Origin of the sequence: Neobacillus sp. SM06 (genome assembly GCF_050496765.1) — a bacterium.
Classification (GTDB): Bacteria; Bacillota; Bacilli; order Bacillales; family Cytobacillaceae; genus JAEVLT01.
Map to the genome: position 1 here is coordinate 76,474 of NZ_JBNWEO010000018.1, position 17,990 is coordinate 94,463.

14 protein-coding genes and 1 riboswitch are annotated in these 17,990 nt (G+C 43.1%); of the genes, 13 read left to right on the top strand and 1 reads right to left on the bottom strand.

Translation table 11 applies throughout. The annotated features are described in order from the left end of the window. Position 1: 1 nt before the first annotated feature. The gene (gene pheT / locus ACQYAD_RS15485; protein WP_430239521.1) at positions 2-2,416 is read left to right on the top strand and encodes a phenylalanine--tRNA ligase subunit beta; all 2,415 of its coding nucleotides are present in this window, start codon (positions 2-4) and stop codon (positions 2,414-2,416) included. A 48-nt stretch (positions 2,417-2,464) separates the two neighbouring features. Here pheT and rnhC read toward each other — a convergent pair whose 3' ends face one another. Next, entirely contained in the window at positions 2,465-3,406 is a 942-nt protein-coding gene (rnhC, locus tag ACQYAD_RS15490; RefSeq protein ID WP_430239523.1) for a ribonuclease HIII, read from the bottom strand. A gap of 124 nt (positions 3,407-3,530) precedes the next feature. On the opposite strand from rnhC, the gene zapA reads away from it, so the two are divergent. The 12 genes from zapA to ACQYAD_RS15550 all read left to right on the top strand — a co-directional run bounded on the left by zapA (position 3,531) and on the right by ACQYAD_RS15550 (position 17,926). After that, positions 3,531-3,791: a cell division protein ZapA gene (zapA, locus tag ACQYAD_RS15495; RefSeq protein WP_430239524.1), complete on the top strand. Its 261-nt coding sequence runs from the start codon at positions 3,531-3,533 to the stop codon at positions 3,789-3,791. A 7-nt stretch (positions 3,792-3,798) separates the two neighbouring features. Next, positions 3,799-4,353 carry a CvpA family protein gene (locus ACQYAD_RS15500; RefSeq protein ID WP_430239526.1) on the top strand — a complete coding sequence of 185 codons (555 nt, stop codon included), beginning with the start codon at positions 3,799-3,801 and terminating at the stop codon, positions 4,351-4,353. A 130-nt stretch (positions 4,354-4,483) separates the two neighbouring features. After that, positions 4,484-6,205 carry a DNA polymerase/3'-5' exonuclease PolX gene (gene polX / locus ACQYAD_RS15505; RefSeq protein ID WP_430240003.1) on the top strand — a complete coding sequence of 574 codons (1,722 nt, stop codon included), beginning with the start codon at positions 4,484-4,486 and terminating at the stop codon, positions 6,203-6,205. A gap of 21 nt (positions 6,206-6,226) precedes the next feature. Further along, positions 6,227-8,584 carry an endonuclease MutS2 gene (locus ACQYAD_RS15510; RefSeq protein ID WP_430239529.1) on the top strand — a complete coding sequence of 786 codons (2,358 nt, stop codon included), beginning with the start codon at positions 6,227-6,229 and terminating at the stop codon, positions 8,582-8,584. A gap of 254 nt (positions 8,585-8,838) precedes the next feature. After that, positions 8,839-10,542, top strand: a complete 1,704-nt coding sequence (locus ACQYAD_RS15515) for an AMP-binding protein (protein WP_430239531.1) — start codon at positions 8,839-8,841, stop codon at positions 10,540-10,542. 149 nt (positions 10,543-10,691) lie between these two features. Continuing rightward, the gene (locus tag ACQYAD_RS15520; RefSeq protein ID WP_430239533.1) at positions 10,692-11,273 is read left to right on the top strand and encodes a TetR/AcrR family transcriptional regulator; all 582 of its coding nucleotides are present in this window, start codon (positions 10,692-10,694) and stop codon (positions 11,271-11,273) included. 25 nt (positions 11,274-11,298) lie between these two features. Then, positions 11,299-12,063: an enoyl-CoA hydratase gene (locus ACQYAD_RS15525; protein ID WP_430239534.1), complete on the top strand. Its 765-nt coding sequence runs from the start codon at positions 11,299-11,301 to the stop codon at positions 12,061-12,063. A gap of 78 nt (positions 12,064-12,141) precedes the next feature. Continuing rightward, entirely contained in the window at positions 12,142-12,915 is a 774-nt protein-coding gene (locus ACQYAD_RS15530; protein ID WP_430239536.1) for an electron transfer flavoprotein subunit beta/FixA family protein, read from the top strand. Positions 12,916-12,947: 32 nt separating this feature from the next. Beyond that, positions 12,948-13,925 carry an electron transfer flavoprotein subunit alpha/FixB family protein gene (locus ACQYAD_RS15535; RefSeq protein ID WP_430239538.1) on the top strand — a complete coding sequence of 326 codons (978 nt, stop codon included), beginning with the start codon at positions 12,948-12,950 and terminating at the stop codon, positions 13,923-13,925. A 167-nt stretch (positions 13,926-14,092) separates the two neighbouring features. Then, entirely contained in the window at positions 14,093-14,407 is a 315-nt protein-coding gene (trxA, locus tag ACQYAD_RS15540) for a thioredoxin (RefSeq protein WP_430239540.1), read from the top strand. A 132-nt stretch (positions 14,408-14,539) separates the two neighbouring features. Then, complete coding sequence (uvrC, locus tag ACQYAD_RS15545) at positions 14,540-16,336, top strand: excinuclease ABC subunit UvrC (protein WP_430239541.1); 1,797 nt, start codon at positions 14,540-14,542, stop codon at positions 16,334-16,336. Positions 16,337-16,403: 67 nt separating this feature from the next. Continuing rightward, positions 16,404-16,583, top strand: a riboswitch (Lysine riboswitch). 119 nt (positions 16,584-16,702) lie between these two features. Next, positions 16,703-17,926, top strand: coding sequence for an aspartate kinase (locus ACQYAD_RS15550; RefSeq protein WP_430239543.1), 1,224 nt, complete (start codon positions 16,703-16,705; stop codon positions 17,924-17,926). Positions 17,927-17,990: the final 64 nt, after the last annotated feature.

Genomic DNA, 17,990 nt, shown 5'->3' on the forward strand with positions numbered 1-17,990 from the left:
GATGTTTGTTTCATATAAATGGCTTCAGGAGTATGTTAACCTTTCTGGAGTATCAGCAAAAGAATTGGCCGAAAAAATAACGAAAAGCGGGATTGAAGTGGAGGGTGTTGAGATCCTCAATGAGGGCATTAAAGGCGTTGTCACAGGTTATGTTGTCGAACGTGAAAAACATCCAAATGCCGATAAACTGAACAAATGCCTTGTCGATATTGGCGGGGAAGCCCCGGTGCAAATCATTTGCGGAGCTCCGAATGTGGCTCAAGGGCAAAAAGTAGCGGTGGCAACGGTCGGCGCTGTTCTGCCAGGCAATTTTAAGATCAAAAAAGCGAAACTCCGCGGCGAAGAATCCAATGGCATGATTTGCTCCCTGCAAGAGCTTGGGATTGAAGGAAAAATCGTACCAAAAGAGTATGCTTCCGGAATTTTTGTCTTCCCTTCCGACACGCCTGTCGGCGAAGATGCGATTGCTTTGTTAAACCGGGATGATGCAATTTTAGAATTAGGACTGACACCAAACCGTGCCGACTGCTTGAGCATGCTCGGGGTTGGCTATGAAGTCGCCGCGATTTTAAATCGTGAAGTGAAACTTCCTGAAACGAAATTGCAATCATCGAATGCAAAAGCATCAGACCATATCACAGTTACGGTGGAAGCGACTGATGATAACCCATTATACACAGCAAAAGTGATTAAAAATGTTAAAATTGGCCCTTCACCATTATGGATGCAAACGCGTTTAATGTCAGCAGGCATCCGGCCGCACAACAATGTTGTTGATTGTACAAACTACATCTTATTGGAATACGGCCAGCCGCTGCACGCATTTGATTACGACCGATTAGGCTCGAAAGAAATTCTTGTCCGCCGAGCAAAAGATGGAGAAGTCATCCAAACGCTCGATGATGTGGAACGCACGCTCTCGTCCGATCATCTTGTGATTACGAATGGGACGGTGCCAGTAGCTCTTGCGGGCGTAATGGGCGGCGCCAATTCAGAAGTAAATATAGATACTACAACTGTTCTGCTTGAATCCGCTTATTTTAATGGGGCAACGATCCGCAAAGCATCCAAGGATCATGGTTTGAGAAGTGAGGCGAGCGCCCGTTATGAAAAAGGAGTCGATCCTAATCGGGTACGTGCAGCTGGTGACCGGGCTGCCTATTTAATAGCGAAATATGCCAATGGTGAAGTGTTAGAGGGAACCGTTGCGGTTGACACCTTAAACATCGAACCGGCAGTCGTTTCGATCACCTTGGAAAAAATCAATCGTGTGCTCGGCACGACACTGATGATGAGTGAGGTAGAAGAAATTTTTTCCCGCCTGCAATTTGAAGCAAGCGTAGCCGGCGAAACGATTACAGTAACGGTTCCTACCCGCAGAGGCGATATTAAAATTGAAGAAGATTTAATTGAGGAAGTTGCCCGTATCTATGGCTACGATTTCATTCCCAAAACGTTGCCGGTTGGTTCATCTTCACCAGGAAATTTAAGCAATTATCAGCAAAAACGCCGAGTTGTCCGCCGTTTTCTTGAAGGTGCCGGTCTCTTCCAAGCGGTAACGTATTCGTTAACAAGCGAAGAGCGAGTGGCCCAATATGCGCTAGAAAACAGGGATCCAATCCGCTTGGCGATGCCGATGAGCGAAGACCGTAGCATGCTAAGGATGAGCATTGTACCACAGCTTTTAGAAGTATTAAAATACAACAGTGCCCGTCAAAATGACAGTTTGGCTGTTTATGAAATAGGAGCCGTCTTTCTGGCAAACGGGCAAGATGCACAGCCGGAGGAGCAAGAACATGCTGCTGCAGCGATTACCGGTCTTTGGTATAGCCATTCATGGCAAGGGGAGAAAAAGCCGGTTGACTTCTTTGTGCTCAAAGGCATTGTAGAAGGTTTGGTCGAAAAGCTTGGCCTTACAAATCAAATTGCTTATAAAAAAGCAACCGTTGAGGGCATGCATCCGGGAAGAACCGCTGAGGTGCAGCTAAATGGAAAAACAATCGGCTTTGTTGGCCAGGTGCATCCAAACCGACAAAAAGAGCTGGACTTAAAAGATACATTTGTATTCGAACTAAACTTACAGGCCATTTTAGAAGCTTCTTCTGAACCGCTGCAATACAAGGCAATCCCAAGGTTCCCATCGATTACAAGGGATATTGCGCTTGTGACCGATGCCAAAACGGAAGCTGAAACCTTGAAGCAAATTATCTTTGCTGCAGGGCAGCCGCTTTTAACAGAAGCAGCCGTTTTTGACCTTTATGAAGGTGAACATATGGAAAAAGGCAAGAAATCGATTGCCTTTTCATTGAAATACATGGATCCGGAACGGACGTTAACAGATGAAGAGGTTACAAAAGTGCATGAAAAAGTGTTGCAGGCTCTCGAAGAAAAAGCCGGAGCTGTTTTAAGAGGATAAGATTTAAGAAAAAGCAGTTGTTTTGAAAAACAACTGCTTTTTGTTTTTTTACCCTCTTTTTTTTCGAACCAGTTTCATTGCTTTTTCGGTGTTGGCAAAATGAAGTTTGACGAATTTGGGCAAAACTTCGCTTCCTTTCGCCAGTATTAATCTGGCGGCAGCTTCATCGACTTGGGCACCGGCACCTTTTGGAATTTTCATGCCCGCAACATCACTTAGCCTGTCAAAATACTGCACGAATGCATAGCGGGCGAGAATTGAAGCAGCGGCAACCGCTACATGAATTCCCTCCGCCTTTGTGCTGAAAAATACGTCGTCTTTTATAATCGTTTTCTCGTTGCGCAGGTGTTGGAAATACGTGTCAGGCTGAACAAATTGGTCAATCAGAATTGCTTCTGGTTTAACTGGTACGATTTTCTTCAATACATGGGAAATCGCCTGGTTATGCAAAAGGGCTTTTATCTTCCCTTGCGACATGCCTGCTTGCTGCAACTGATTGTATTTTTCATTATGCAATGTTAAAAGACTGTAAGGAAGAATATCTTTAATTTTTTTGGCAATTGCGGAAATTTTTTCATCGTTTAAGTCTTTTGAATCACGGACGCCCAGTTCTTTTAGAAGCGGGATTTGGTCTTTTTCCACATAAGCAGCTACCACGGTAATCGGTCCAAAGTAATCGCCAGTACCAACCTCATCGGAGCCAATAACCGATAAGGAAGAAAAACCTTCCGGCAAGCCGGCTGCTTTCTTCTTCTGAATGGCGGCGGACGCTTTACTTGAATGAATGGCACGATCCCATTTTTTCGCCTCGGCTTCACAATCAATCCCTTGAAATAAAACTTTGCCTGATTTATAAGCGGTGATCGAACATGTCTTCCTTTTGGCAGTAAACAGGCTGCCTGGGGGATTTTTGTCTAAAAGGTCTGCCTGATAATATTTTTGCATCTCCATCAATTCACTGATTGTCTTTTTTAAAACAATATTTGCCACGATTGTCTATCGCTCCTTTACCAAGAGTTAGAATTAGTATAACAGTTCCGGTGTTTCGCTTTTCGAGTTTCATTTATTCATGGTATGATATAGATTAGGATTCTTTGATTGGAGGCATTTTGTGTTGTCAAACCAAGAAAAAAACAGAACGACTGTAGAAATTCATGGACAATCCTATATTATTTTAGGCTTGGAAAGCCCAAGCCATATTCGGTATGTTGCCTCGTTAGTGAATGAGAAAATGCGGGAAATCAGCTCCAAGAATCCATCACTCGATGTGAGCAAGCTGGCTGTGCTAACAGCCGTTAATGCTGTAAATGATTATGTGAAAGTAAAGGAACAGCTTGAAAAACTTCAGGAAGAACTTAAAAAGGAAAAGGATTGAACGATCGATGCTAGACCTTATTCTCGTTATTTTACTGTTTATGGGCTTTTTTGTCGGCCTCAGAAGGGGCTTTATTCTTCAGCTTATTCATTTAACTGGATTTATTATTGCATATATTGTTGCAAAAATGTACTACAATCAATTGGCGCCAAAACTAACCCTCTGGATTCCATATCCGAATTTCGGCAGCAACTCGTCGCTAAAGTTTTTTACCGATAGCCCTCAAACAGAGGAAGCGTTTTACCGTGCCATTGCTTTTGTGATTATTTTCTTTGCGGCAAAAATTGTGTTGCAAATTATTGGTTCAATGCTTGACTTTATTGCGCATTTGCCAATATTGAGGCTTTTGAATGTTTGGGCAGGAGGAATCCTCGGCTTTTTTGAGGTGTATCTGCTTTTGTTTATCTTGCTATTCATTGCAGCGCTTGTGCCAGTTGCGGCATTGCAGGGACTGATGAATCAGTCGGTTTTAGCCAATTTAATTGTGAACCATACACCGATACTTTCCGAGCAAATCAAACGGCTGGTGCTTGAATATTCATCCACAACAACTTCTCTTTAATGAGGGAAGTTTTTCTATGATTTTACGCAAGCTCTTTTTCTAAAAAAGTATGCCATTGTTTCGGCTGCTTCTTTTTTCACAAGTTCCGGTTCAAAAGGGGAAAAGCTAAATGAAAAGGATGGTGAAGCGGATGGAAATAAACAAAAAAGATGTCATTCGCCATTTAGAGACAATCGCGGTTTATTTGGAGCTGAAGGGCGAAAATCCGTTCAAAGTGTCTGCATTTCGAAAGGCAGCCAGTGCCTTGGAATTGGACGATCGCAGTTTAGCAGAAATAGAAGATTTTACGAAAATTTCCGGGATCGGCAAAGGAACAGCATCCGTTATTGAAGAATATAAACAAACCGCATCATCTACCGTTTTAACTGAATTGAAGGAGCAGGTACCAGCAGGGCTTATCCCGCTTTTGCAGCTTCCTGGACTTGGTGGAAAGAAAATTGCCAAGCTCTATCAGGAATTGGGAATAGAGGATGTACATGATTTGGAAGAAGCCTGTCGCAAGGGAAAGGTTCAAGCGTTAACAGGCTTTGGCAAAAAAACCGAGGAGAAGATCTTAAGCTCCATTTTGAAAGCAGGCAATCGCCCGGAGCGGCTCCCGCTTGCTTTGATGCTGCCGATTGCAGATCAAATCGAAGCGCAGCTTTCTCAAATGACTGACATTGAAAAGTTTTCCCGGGCAGGTAGTTTGCGGCGCATGCGGGAGACAATCAAAGATCTGGATTTTATCATTGCAACGCAGCACCCTTACACCGTACGAGAACAATTGCTAGAGCTTCCCAACATTAAAGAAATAACGGGGGCAGGAGAAACAAAGGTTTCCCTTATCCTCGATTATCACTATGATCTTTCGATTGATTTTCGGCTGGTAAAACCCGTTGAGTTTGCAACAGCGCTCCACCATTTCACCGGTTCGAAAGAGCACAATGTCCGGATGCGGCAGTTGGCAAAAGAGCGCGGCGAAAAAATCAGTGAATATGGTGTCGAAGACGTGGGAACAGGGAAAATCTTGACTTTTTCATCCGAAAAAGAGTTTTATCAGCATTTTGGTCTCCCGTGGCTTCCTCCGGAAATTAGGGAGGATGGCAAGGAGGTAGATGAGGCTGCAAACGTCGATGAACTGGTTTGTCTGGACGATATAAAAGGCGACTTGCACATGCATACGACGTGGAGCGATGGAGCCCATACAATTGAAGAAATGGTCGAAGCCTGCCGCAGAAAAGGCTATCGCTATATGGCCATAACCGACCATTCACACTATCTGAAAGTGGCAAACGGCTTAACGCCTGAGCGGCTGCTGAAACAGCGGGAAGAGATTAAACGATTAAATGAAAAATACGATGATATTCTGATTCTGTCCGGAGTGGAAATGGATATTCTTCCAGATGGAACGCTGGATTATGAAGATGAACTTTTAAAGGAATTGGATTTTGTCATCGCCTCGATTCATTCAGCTTTTTCACAGCCAAGAAACCAAATCATGGCACGGCTGCAGACGGCGTTAAAGAATGTTCATGTGGATCTGATCGCCCATCCGACGGGCCGCTTAATTGGGCGGAGGGATGGCTACGATGTGGATCTTGATTTGGTAATTGAACTGGCACGTGAAACGAATACAGCTCTCGAATTAAACGCAAATCCCAATCGGCTTGATCTTTGTGCGGAACAGTTGAAAAAGGCTCAAGAGGCCGGGGTGAAAATTTTTATTAATACCGATGCCCATAAAATCGCGACGCTTGCCCATATGGAAGTGGGGGTCGCAGCCGCGAAAAAGGGATGGATTCGCAAATCAAGCGTCTTAAATACACTCGAACCCGAAGATTTGTTGAAATTTTTGGATAACCGAAAGCGATAGACAGAAGGAGGATTTACTCCAATGCAGCCAAAAGCACTGAAAGTGTTGGAATTTGATAAGGTAAAAGAACAGTTGCTCGAATATGCGTCTTCTTCACTTGGCAAGGAAAAAATTACAGCGCTTGCCCCTTCAACCGATTTTGCCGAAGTGGTAAAACTGCAAGCAGAAACAGATGAAGCGGCAGGTGTTTTACGATTAAAAGGAAATGTGCCGCTCACTGGCATTTATGATATTCGCGCCCATATAAAACGGGCCGTGATCGGCGGCAGCTTAAGCCCAATTGAGCTCGTTCAAATTGCAAGTACGATTCATGTAAGCCGGCAGATGAAGCATTTTATTGAAGGCTTGACCGAAGAAAACGTAGTCATTCCGATCATGGCAGAGAAGGCGGAGCAAATTGTTCCGCTAACCAATCTCGAACAGGCAATTAAGTATGCGATCGATGAAAGCGGTGAGGTACTGGACGGGGCAAGCGCCCAGTTGCGCACTCTCCGGCACCAGCTAAGAGCAAATGAAGCGCGTGTCCGGGAAAAATTGGAGAGCATGATCCGCTCGTCCAATGCGCAAAAAATGTTATCCGATACGATTGTTACGATTCGAAATGACCGCTTTGTCATTCCCGTCAAACAAGAGTACCGCGGGCATTACGGCGGGATTATTCACGATCAAAGTTCATCTGGTCAAACTTTATTTATCGAGCCGCAGGCTATTGTCCAGTTAAACAATCAGCTTCAAGATATTCGTGTAAAAGAGCAGCAGGAGATCGAGAGAATTTTAAGTGAACTGTCAGCCAAGACTGCCGAACATGAGCAAGAATTAAGGCTCATTGTCGACATTCTTGCAGATCTTGATTTTCTTTTTGCAAAAGCAAGCTACGGCAGAAAGATCAAAGGGTCAATGCCGATCATGAACGATCGTGGACGGATTGTATTGCATAAAGCACGCCACCCGCTGATTCCAATTGATGAAGTGGTCGCAAATGATATCATGATTGGCAAGGATTATACAGCCATTGTGATAACAGGCCCGAACACCGGGGGAAAAACGGTAACATTGAAAACGGTCGGCTTATGTACATTAATGGCACAGTCCGGTTTGCAGATTCCGGCGCTGGACGGCTCGGAACTGGCTGTATTTGATGCCGTCTATGCTGATATTGGTGATGAGCAATCGATTGAACAAAGCTTGAGTACGTTTTCATCCCATATGGTAAACATTGTGGATATTTTGAAGACAGTTGATGAAAACAGCCTTGTTCTGTTCGATGAGCTTGGGGCGGGGACGGATCCCCAGGAGGGTGCCGCCCTTGCGATCTCGATATTGGATGAGGTTCATCAGCGCGGTGCTCGCGTGATTGCGACAACCCATTATCCTGAATTAAAAGCATATGGTTATAACCGAAAAGGGGTTATGAATGCAAGCGTCGAATTTGATGTTGAGACCTTAAGTCCAACTTACAAGCTCCTTTTGGGGGTTCCGGGAAGAAGCAATGCCTTTGAAATTTCAAAACGGCTTGGACTGAATGAGAAGGTGATTGAAAGAGCACGCTCCCATGTGAGTGCTGATTCCAATCAAATTGATCAAATGATTGCATCGCTTGAAGAAAGCAAACGGCTTGCCGAAACAGAACGGGAAGAGGCCCGCGATTATTTGCGCCAGGCGGAAAAACTTCATCACGATCTCCAACAACAGATGATCGAGTTTTATGAACAAAGAGATGGAATGTATGAAAAAGCAGCCCGCAAAGCGGAAGAAGTGGTTGAACAATCAAAAGAGGAAGCCGAGAAAGTGATTCGTGAATTGCGGCGCATGCGGATTGAAAAACAGGCGGAAGTAAAGGAGCATGAGCTAATAGATGCGAGGAAGCGGCTTGATGAAGCTGTACCAAAGCTTGACAGAACGCAAAAACAGTTAAAAAAGAAAGAAAAAATACATGTGCTCAAGCCTGGCGATGAGGTAAAAGTTTTAACGTTTGACCAAAAAGGGATCCTTGTTGAGAAAGTGTCGGATACCGAATGGCAAGTGCAGATTGGGATTTTAAAAATGAAGGTCAAGGAAAAGGACATGGAATATGTAGGCAGTCCGAAACAGCAGGAAACAAAACCGCTTGCGCTTGTTAGAGGCAGGGACGCCGATGTGAAACTGGAACTGGATTTGCGCGGTGAGCGGTATGAGGACGCGTTAATGAAGGTAGAAAAATACATCGATGATGCGCTGTTAGCCAACTACCCCCGGGTGTCGATCATCCATGGCAAAGGGACAGGCGCGCTAAGACAAGGGGTTCAAGAGTATTTGAAAAATCATCGGGCGGTTAAGAAAATTCGTTTTGGGGAAGCAAGTGAAGGCGGAACAGGCGTTACGGTAATTGAATTTAAATAAGTGTTCGGGATTTCAGGAGAGCCGCTATAGTTCGGAAAGGTTATCCAAAGGGGAGAACGAAAATGGAGAGGTTAGCAAAAATTCTGCTTGTGCTATGCGGTCTATTTGTGCTGATCGGGGTGGTTTATATCCTATTTTTTTCCTGAAACAGCCGCCACTGTCGTTGGACAGTGGTATTTTTTTTAGGCTGCTTCTGCTATAATGATATATATGTGTTAGAATTTTCAAACAACGGATGAATAAGGGGGATTGCAATGTCCGATTTTAGACCATGGCTCGATCTCTATCCAAAAGAAATTCCAGCAACTCTTCAGTATCGCATCGCACCCGTTCAGCAATATTTACTTGATGCAGCCGAAAACTATCCACATAAAACGGCGATTCACTTTTTGGGAAAAGATTTTACCTACAAAAAGGTATATGAAGAAGCACTTACGCTTGCCCGTTATCTGCAGAATATTGGTATTGCCAGGGGTGACCGCGTTGCGATCATGCTTCCTAATACGCCGCAGTCGGTTATTGGCTACTTCGGTGTTTTGCTCGCAGGCGGTACTGTTGTCCAAACGAACCCACTTTACATGGAGCGCGAATTGCTTTATCAGATGAATGATTCCGGTGCAAAGGCGATCATAACACTTGACGTTCTCTATCCCCGGGTTTCAAAAGTTATGCCGCAAACGGATTTGCAGCATATTATTGTAACCGCTATCAAAGATTATTTGCCATTCCCCAAAAACTTACTCTATCCTACCATCCAGAAAAAGCAATACGGGATGGTTGTTCACGTGAAGCATGGGGGACGAACCCATTTATGGAAGGAAATTTTAAAACAGCCCAACGGAAGTGTAAACGTCCCTGCCTTTGATTTTGAGGAAGATCTTGCATTGATTCAATACACTGGCGGAACAACTGGATTTCCAAAAGGTGTGATGCTGACGCACAAAAATCTTGTCGCAAATGCATCGATGTGCCAAGCTTGGCTTTATAAGTGTAAACCTGGTGAGGAAACAGTCCTAGGTATTCTGCCTTTCTTTCATGTGTATGGCATGACGACGGTGATGATTCTTTCCGTTATGCAGGCTTATAAAATGGTGCTACTGCCGAAATTTGATACCGAAACAACGTTAAAAACCATTCAAAAACAGCGGCCAACGCTTTTTCCCGGTGCCCCAACTATCTATATTGGATTATTGAACCATCCCGATTTAAACAAATACAATCTATCATCGATTGATTCTTGCATCAGTGGTTCAGCCCCGCTGCCTGTTGAAGTCCAGCAAAAATTTGAAGAAATTACAGGAGGGAAGCTTGTTGAAGGCTATGGACTAACCGAATCATCGCCTGTCACCCATGCGAATTTCCTTTGGGATCGCCCGCGGGTAAAAGGCAGTATCGGAGTTCCATGGCCTGACACCGATGCAGCCATTTTGTCATTGGAAACGGGCGAGCCGCTTCCAACTGGAGAAATTGGGGAAATCGCCGTAAAAGGCCCACAAGTGATGAAAGGATATTGGAATCGTCCAGAAGAAACGGCACAAACGTTAAAAGAAGGCTGGCTTTTGACAGGGGATCTTGGCTATATGGATGAACAAGGATATTTTTACGTTGTTGACCGTAAAAAAGATATGATCATTGCCGGAGGCTTTAATATTTATCCCCGCGAAATTGAAGAGGTTTTTTATGAACACCCTGATATCCTGGAGGTTGTTGCTGCCGGGATCCCCGATCCATACCGCGGGGAAACCGTAAAGGTGTACATTGTTTTAAAAGACGGTGCCAAGGTGACAGAAGACGAGCTGAATCAGTATGCAAGAAAATACTTGGCTGCCTATAAAGTGCCTAGAGTCTACGAATTTCGAAAAGATTTGCCAAAGACAGCCGTTGGAAAAATATTGAGAAGGGCACTTGTTGAGGAGGAAGCAAAAAAGAATAACGGGCAATCGGAAAAGCAGGCGTAATGACGCTTGTTTTTTTCTTTCATCTTGTCTATTAAAACCAAGGAAGGAAACGAGAATTTCTTGACAGAACTTGTTTTGCTTATTATCATAAAATTATGAATGATTATTCATTCATCCATTCCATTAAATTTTTCAAAAGAGGGATAGAATTGAAAAAAAACAGACCAAAATACATGCAAATAATTGATGCAGCTGTTGTGGTCATTGCAGAAAATGGCTTTCATCAGGCACAGGTTTCCAAAATTGCTAAGCAAGCTGGCGTTGCTGACGGAACAATTTATTTATATTTTAAAAATAAAGAAGATATATTGATCTCTCTTTTTGAAGAAAAAATGGGGAATTTTATCGAAAAAATTGATCAATTGATTGCAGGAAAAGAATCGGCAGTAGAGAAGTTATTAATGATGATCACTGCCCATTTTCGATTGCTTTCCGATGACCATCACTTGGCAGTCGTTACTCAGCTTGAGCTACGGCAGTCCAATAAGGAAATTCGCTTGCAGATCAATAACATTTTAAAACGATACCTGAAAGTAATCGATAAGATTTTACTCGAAGGAATTGAAAACGGCGAATTCTCAAGTGAGCTGGATATCAGGCTTGCCCGGCAAATGATTTTTGGAACCATTGATGAAACCGCAACATCATGGGTCATGAACGAGGAAAAGTACGATCTAAATGCATTGGCAGGAAAAGTTCATCATCTACTAATAAATGGGTGCAGGAAGTGAAAAACACAATCAAGGGGGGATTGCTTTGGAATTTTTATCATGGTCTGTTGAAGACGGTGTTGCTGTTATCACATTGAATCGGCCGCCGGCGAATGCCTTGTCAAAAGGGCTGCTGCAGGAGCTCTCCGAGGTTCTAGATGAAATTGAGCCAAGCAAGGAAGTCAAAGTTCTTGTTATTCATGGGGAAGGAAGATTTTTCTCAGCAGGAGCCGATATTAAAGAATTCACAACCATCTCAGCATCCGATCGGTTCTCAGGCCGGGGACAGGAATTGTTTGAACGGATTGAGCGATGTCCGAAACCAGTTATTGCAGCCATTCATGGCGCGGCACTTGGTGGTGGACTTGAGTTGGCAATGGCATGCCATATTCGGCTTGTAAGCGAGACGGCAAAACTCGGTTTGCCGGAGCTTCAACTTGGACTTGTCCCGGGATATGGCGGCACGCAACGCTTAGCTAAATATGTTGGGATGGCAAGAGCAGCTGAAATGATGTTCACTTCTGAGCCAATTACCGGACTTGAAGCAGAAAAATATGGTTTAGCCAACCATGCTTATCCGGAAAGCGAATTGCTGGATAAGGCAAAACAACTGGCGCAAAAGATTGCCAAAAAAAGTCCTGGATCGTTAAAAGCAGCAATAGCGTTATTAAATTTTACCAAAACAAAAGAGTTTTATGAAGGGATCAAAAAAGAGGCTGAACTATTTGGGGAAGTTTTCATGTCCAATGATGCCAAAGAAGGAATTCGAGCCTTTATTGAAAAGCGGGAACCAAATTTCAAGGGTGAATAGGTCGCATCAAAATTTTTTTACCTACATTTTTTGAAATCTTTAGAACTAAAACAATCTTTGAATAATAGGAGGGAAACCATGAACATTTATGTATTAATGAAAAGAACGTTTGATACGGAAGAGAAAATTACGATTTCCGGCGGTAAAATCAATGAGGATGGAGCAGAGTTTATCATCAATCCTTATGATGAATATGCCATTGAGGAAGCGATCCAGGTGCGTGACGCGCATGGCGGTGAAGTAACGGTTATCTCCGTCGGAAATGAGGAAGTGGAGAAACAATTGCGGACGGCTCTAGCAATGGGCGCTGACAAAGCCGTTTTGATTAATACGGAAGACGATATTGAAGAAGGCGATCAATATACAACCGCAAAAATTCTTGCACAGTACTTAAAAGACAAGAATGTCGATTTAATTATTGGCGGAAATGTTGCAATTGATGGAGGATCAGGCCAGGTTGGACCGCGTGTGGCTGAATTGCTTGATATCCCTTACGTGACCACAATCACGAAGCTTGAGATCGATAGCGGAAAAGCAACCGTTACCCGGGATGTCGAAGGCGACGCCGAAATCATTGAAGCAACTCTTCCACTTTTAGTAACTGCACAACAAGGTTTAAACGAGCCTCGCTATCCATCGCTTCCAGGGATTATGAAAGCGAAGAAGAAACCGCTTGAGGAATTGGAGTTGGATGATCTGGATCTCGAGGAAGGGGATGTCGAAGCGAAAACAAAAACAATTGAAATCTATCTTCCGCCAAAAAAAGAAGCAGGAAAAGTTCTTTCCGGCGAGCTGAGTGATCAAGTACAAGAGCTTGTTCAGCTGCTGCACTCGGAAGCAAAAGTGATTTAAGAAACGGAAAAATTGATTCAGGAGGGATTTGAATGGCTAGAAAAGTAGTGGTATTAGGTGAAGTTCGAGATGGCGCATTGCGGAATGTTTCTTTTGAGGCAGTTGCTGCAGCGAAAACCGTGGCAGAAGGCGGCGAAGTGGTCGGGGTTTTAGTCGGTGATTCTGTAAGCGCTTTAGCTGAATCGTTTATTCATCATGGCGCAGACCGCGTGATTGTTGTTGAAGAAGCAAATTTGAAGCAGTACACGCCGGATGGCTTTTCTCAGGCATTGCTAGCTGTAGTGGAGCAAGAACAACCGGAAGGAATCGTTTTAGGACATACTGCCCTTGGAAAAGATCTCGCACCAAAAGTAGCTGCAAAGCTTGATTCAGGCTTGATATCCGATGCAACTGGTGTTGAAGCGGCTGGTGGAAACATTCTTTTCACAAGACCGATCTACTCGGGCAAAGCGTTTGAAAAGAAAATGGCAACAGATAAATTGATTTTTGCAACGATTCGTCCAAATAATATTGCACCACTTGAAAAAGATGAATCCAGAGGCGGAGATGTTTCATCACTAGCTGTTCAAATAAAAGATCTTCGGACAATTATAAAGGAAGTTGTCCGCAAAGCGAGCCAAGGGGTTGATTTATCCGAAGCGAAAGTTGTCGTTTCTGGCGGACGCGGTGTTAAAAGCAAGGAAGGCTTTGAACCATTACAGGAACTAGCAAACGTTCTTGGCGGTGCAGTTGGTGCCTCACGCGGGGCGTGTGATGCAGATTATTGCGACTATTCCTTGCAAATCGGTCAGACGGGAAAAGTGGTAACGCCGGATCTGTACATAGCCTGCGGAATTTCCGGAGCTATTCAGCATTTAGCAGGAATGTCCAACTCAAAAGTAATTGTTGCCATTAACAAGGATCCAGAAGCAAATATTTTTAAAGTAGCCGATTATGGCATTGTTGGCGACCTCTTTGAAGTCGTTCCAATGCTGACAGAAGAATTTAAAAAGCTGAAAGTTCATTCATAACGACGCAGAAGAGCAGCGGTTGGAGCTGCTCTTCTTGTTTTTTGCCAGACGACATACTTTCACGAAAAAAGGGTAAAGTAACGAGGGAATCAAATTATTAGCATGTAAGATGAAACGATGATATACTGACCGTAGTATATGAGTATTTTTTAGGAGGATTTTTCAAAATGGCTATTTCACATGTAACCGATCAAACTTTTTCTGCAGAAACAAGCTCAGGTTTAGTTCTTTGTGATTTTTGGGCACCATGGTGCGGACCATGTAAAATGATTGCACCTGTATTAGAAGAAATTGATGCTGAAATGGGCAATCAAGTAAAAATTGTGAAGCTTGACGTTGACGAAAACCAGGAAACGGCTGCACGTTTTGGTGTCATGAGCATACCTACTTTGCTTCTTTTCAAAAATGGTGAAGTGGTAGATAAAGTAATTGGATTCCAGCCAAAAGAAGCACTAAAGAGCGTGATTGAACGCAACCTGTAAGCATAAAAAACCTTAGCCGACACCTTGGCTAAGGTTTTCTTTTTGATCAACTTCCCCATTGATTTTTCTTTTCTTTTTACGAACGATGTTTTAAAATTTTAACAGAATCATACACATATGCAATGATCAAAAATGGTAAAAGAGGTGGCCGGCATAAATCCAATAATCAAACAAAAACTTGCACTGCTGCCTGATCAGCCTGGCTGCTATTTAATGAAAGACCGACAAGGAACCATTATTTATGTTGGGAAAGCAAAAGTATTAAAAAATCGCGTTCGCTCGTACTTTTCCGGATCCCATGATGGCAAAACGCTAAGACTGGTAAATGAAATTGAAGACTTTGAATATATTGTTACATCCTCCAATATTGAAGCATTGCTGCTTGAAATCAATTTAATCAAAAAACATGATCCGAAGTATAATATTATGCTGAAGGATGATAAAAGCTATCCCTTTATTAAGCTGACAGCTGAAAGACATCCGAAACTGATCATCACCCGGAAAGTCAAAAAAGACAAAGGGAAATATTTTGGCCCTTATCCCAATGTTCAAGCGGCCAATGAAACGAAAAAACTGCTTGACCGCATTTATCCATTAAGAAAATGTTCAACCCTGCCTGATCGGGTCTGTTTGTATTACCATTTAGGACAGTGCCTTGCACCATGTGTCAATGAGGTTTCCGAAGAACAGTACAAACAAATAACGGATGAGATTACCCGATTTTTAAATGGCGGTTACAAGGAGATAAAAAAAGAACTGTCGGAAAAAATGCTTCTTGCGGCTGAGGAGCTGGACTTTGAACGGGCAAAAGAATATCGTGACAAAATTGCCCATATTGAAACGACAATGGAAAAACAAAAAATGACAACGACCGATTTTACTGATCGCGATGTGTTTGGATATGCTGTTGATAAGGGATGGATGTGTGTTCAAGTCTTTTTTGTCCGCCAAGGAAAATTAATTGAACGGGATGTTTCGATGTTTCCGATCTACGGTGAACCGGAGGAAGAAATGCTTTCCTATCTGGGACAATTTTATGAAAAAGCCAATCATTTTAAACCAAAGGAAATCTTGGTTCAGGAAACGGTTGAAAGCGATGTCGCGGAGCAGCTGCTTCACGTGAAAGTGATCAAACCCCAGCGAGGGCAAAAGAAAGATCTTGTTAAGCTGGCTGTAAAAAATGCGCAAATTGCCTTAAACGAGAAATTTTCGCTGATTGAAAGAGATGAGGAACGGACGATTAAGGCGGTTGAGAACCTTGGAAAGGCGATGGGGATTTATACACCGCACCGAATAGAGGCTTTTGACAACTCCAATATTCAAGGAACTTCCCCAGTGTCTGCTGTCGTTGTTTTTCTAGATGGAAAGGCAAACAAGAAGGAATATCGCAAATATAAAATTAAGACAGTTGAAGGACCTGATGATTATGAGTCCATGCGCGAAGTTGTTAGAAGAAGATATTCTCGGGTATTAAAAGAAGGACTCCCACTTCCTGATTTAATTATCATTGATGGGGGAAAAGGGCATATCGAAGCAGTTCGTGATATATTGGAAAATGAGCTTGGTCTTGATATCCCGCTCTCCGGGCTTGCTAAGGATGAGAAGCATCGAACGTCCCAGCTGCTTTATGGCAATCCATTGGAAGTTGTTCCATTGGCAAGGAACAGCCAGGAATTTTATTTGCTCCAGCGAATTCAAGACGAGGTTCATCGTTTTGCCATTACGTTTCACCGGCAAATTCGCGGGAAAAATGCATTTCAATCAATGCTTGATGATATTGACGGTATCGGGGAAAAACGAAAAAAATTATTGTTAAAAACCTTTGGCTCTGTGAAAAAAATGAAAGAAGCTACAGTTGAACAGTTCCGGTCGCTTGGACTGCCGGCTGACGTAGCAGAGAAACTAATTCAAAAACTTCATGATTCCTGATTGTCAGAGAAACGACCTTATGCTATAATGAGATAAACTTTATATTACTATCACTTTATAGTATTAAAGTGAAGGTAGAGGTGCGAACTTCAATAGTAGCAATCCCGAGAAGAATGAGCTTCAAAGACGGGTGGTGAAAGGGGATGTTCGCCGAAGCAAAGATTGACTCAATTTTCATTCTTTGCTGGTCCTGTGTTGAATAAATACTGGATTGTCAAGGCGGCCGTCTTGGAGAGCTATCTCACATTGTATACGTTGGATTACTTCGTGTTCAAAGCAATGGGATGCCGTTCTCATTGCTTTTTATTTTGCAAAAGAATGGGAAAAGTGCTGCCGCAATTTTAAAATTTGAAAGAAGGGGTCATTGTGGGTTTAATTGTACAGAAATTCGGGGGAACATCCGTCGGAAATGTGGAAAGAATTTTAAATGTCGCCGATCGCGTGCAAAGTGAAAAACAACAAGGAAATGATGTTGTCGTGGTTGTCTCGGCAATGGGAAAAACGACAGATCAGCTTGTAAACTTGGCAAAGGAAATTTCTTCACAGCCAAGCAAGCGCGAAATGGATATGCTTTTGACGACAGGCGAACAAACAACCATTGCCTTGCTTGCAATGGCATTAGCGGAAAAAGGATTGGATGCCGTATCATTCACAGGCTGGCAGGCAGGAATCATGACAGAGCCGGTTCACGGAAACGCCCGGATAAAAAAAATCAACCCTGAAGCAATTAATAAACAGCTCGCTAATGGGAAAGTCGTGATCGTAGCAGGTTTCCAGGGAGTTACAGAGGATGGTCAAATTACCACTCTTGGCCGGGGCGGATCCGATACAACGGCTGTCGCATTAGCTGCCGCTCTGAAGGCAGATAAATGCGATATCTACACAGATGTTACCGGCGTTTATACGACCGACCCGAGATATGTGAAAAGTGCCCGCAAACTTGCGGATATTTCTTATGACGAAATGCTTGAACTGGCCAATTTGGGTGCTGGTGTTTTGCATCCAAGAGCAGTCGAATTTGCCAAGAATTATCACATACGGCTTGAAGTACGTTCGAGTATGGAAAAAATGGAAGGTACAGTGATAGAGGAGGAAGCAAAAATGGAACAAAATTTGGTTGTCCGCGGTGTCGCATTTGAAGATGAAATTACAAGAGTAACGCTTTTAGGTCTTGCCGATTCCTTAACGAATCTTTCGACCATCTTTACGACTCTCGCTCAGCATCATATTAACGTTGATATTATCATTCAAAGCAAAACGGATTCCGATACAACCAATCTGTCGTTCTCCATTAAAACAGCCGACTTGCTGGAAACACTGGATGTATTGGAAAGCAACAAAGAGCTGCTGAAATATGAAAAAATCGAAGCGGAAAATCAACTTTCAAAAGTATCCATTGTTGGTTCAGGCATGATTTCCAATCCAGGCGTAGCAGCTAGAATGTTTGAAGTACTGGCATCCAACCAGATTGATATAAAAATGGTGAGTACATCGGAAATTAAGGTTTCGGCTGTTGTAAAGGAAAAGGATATGTTAAAGGCGGTTCAATCACTTCACGATGCCTTTGAGTTAGGGGCGGCCCAGCAATAAAATAAAATAGGCGCGAAAAAGCTTTCACTGGACATTCCAATGAAAGCTTTTTCCGCAATGGAAT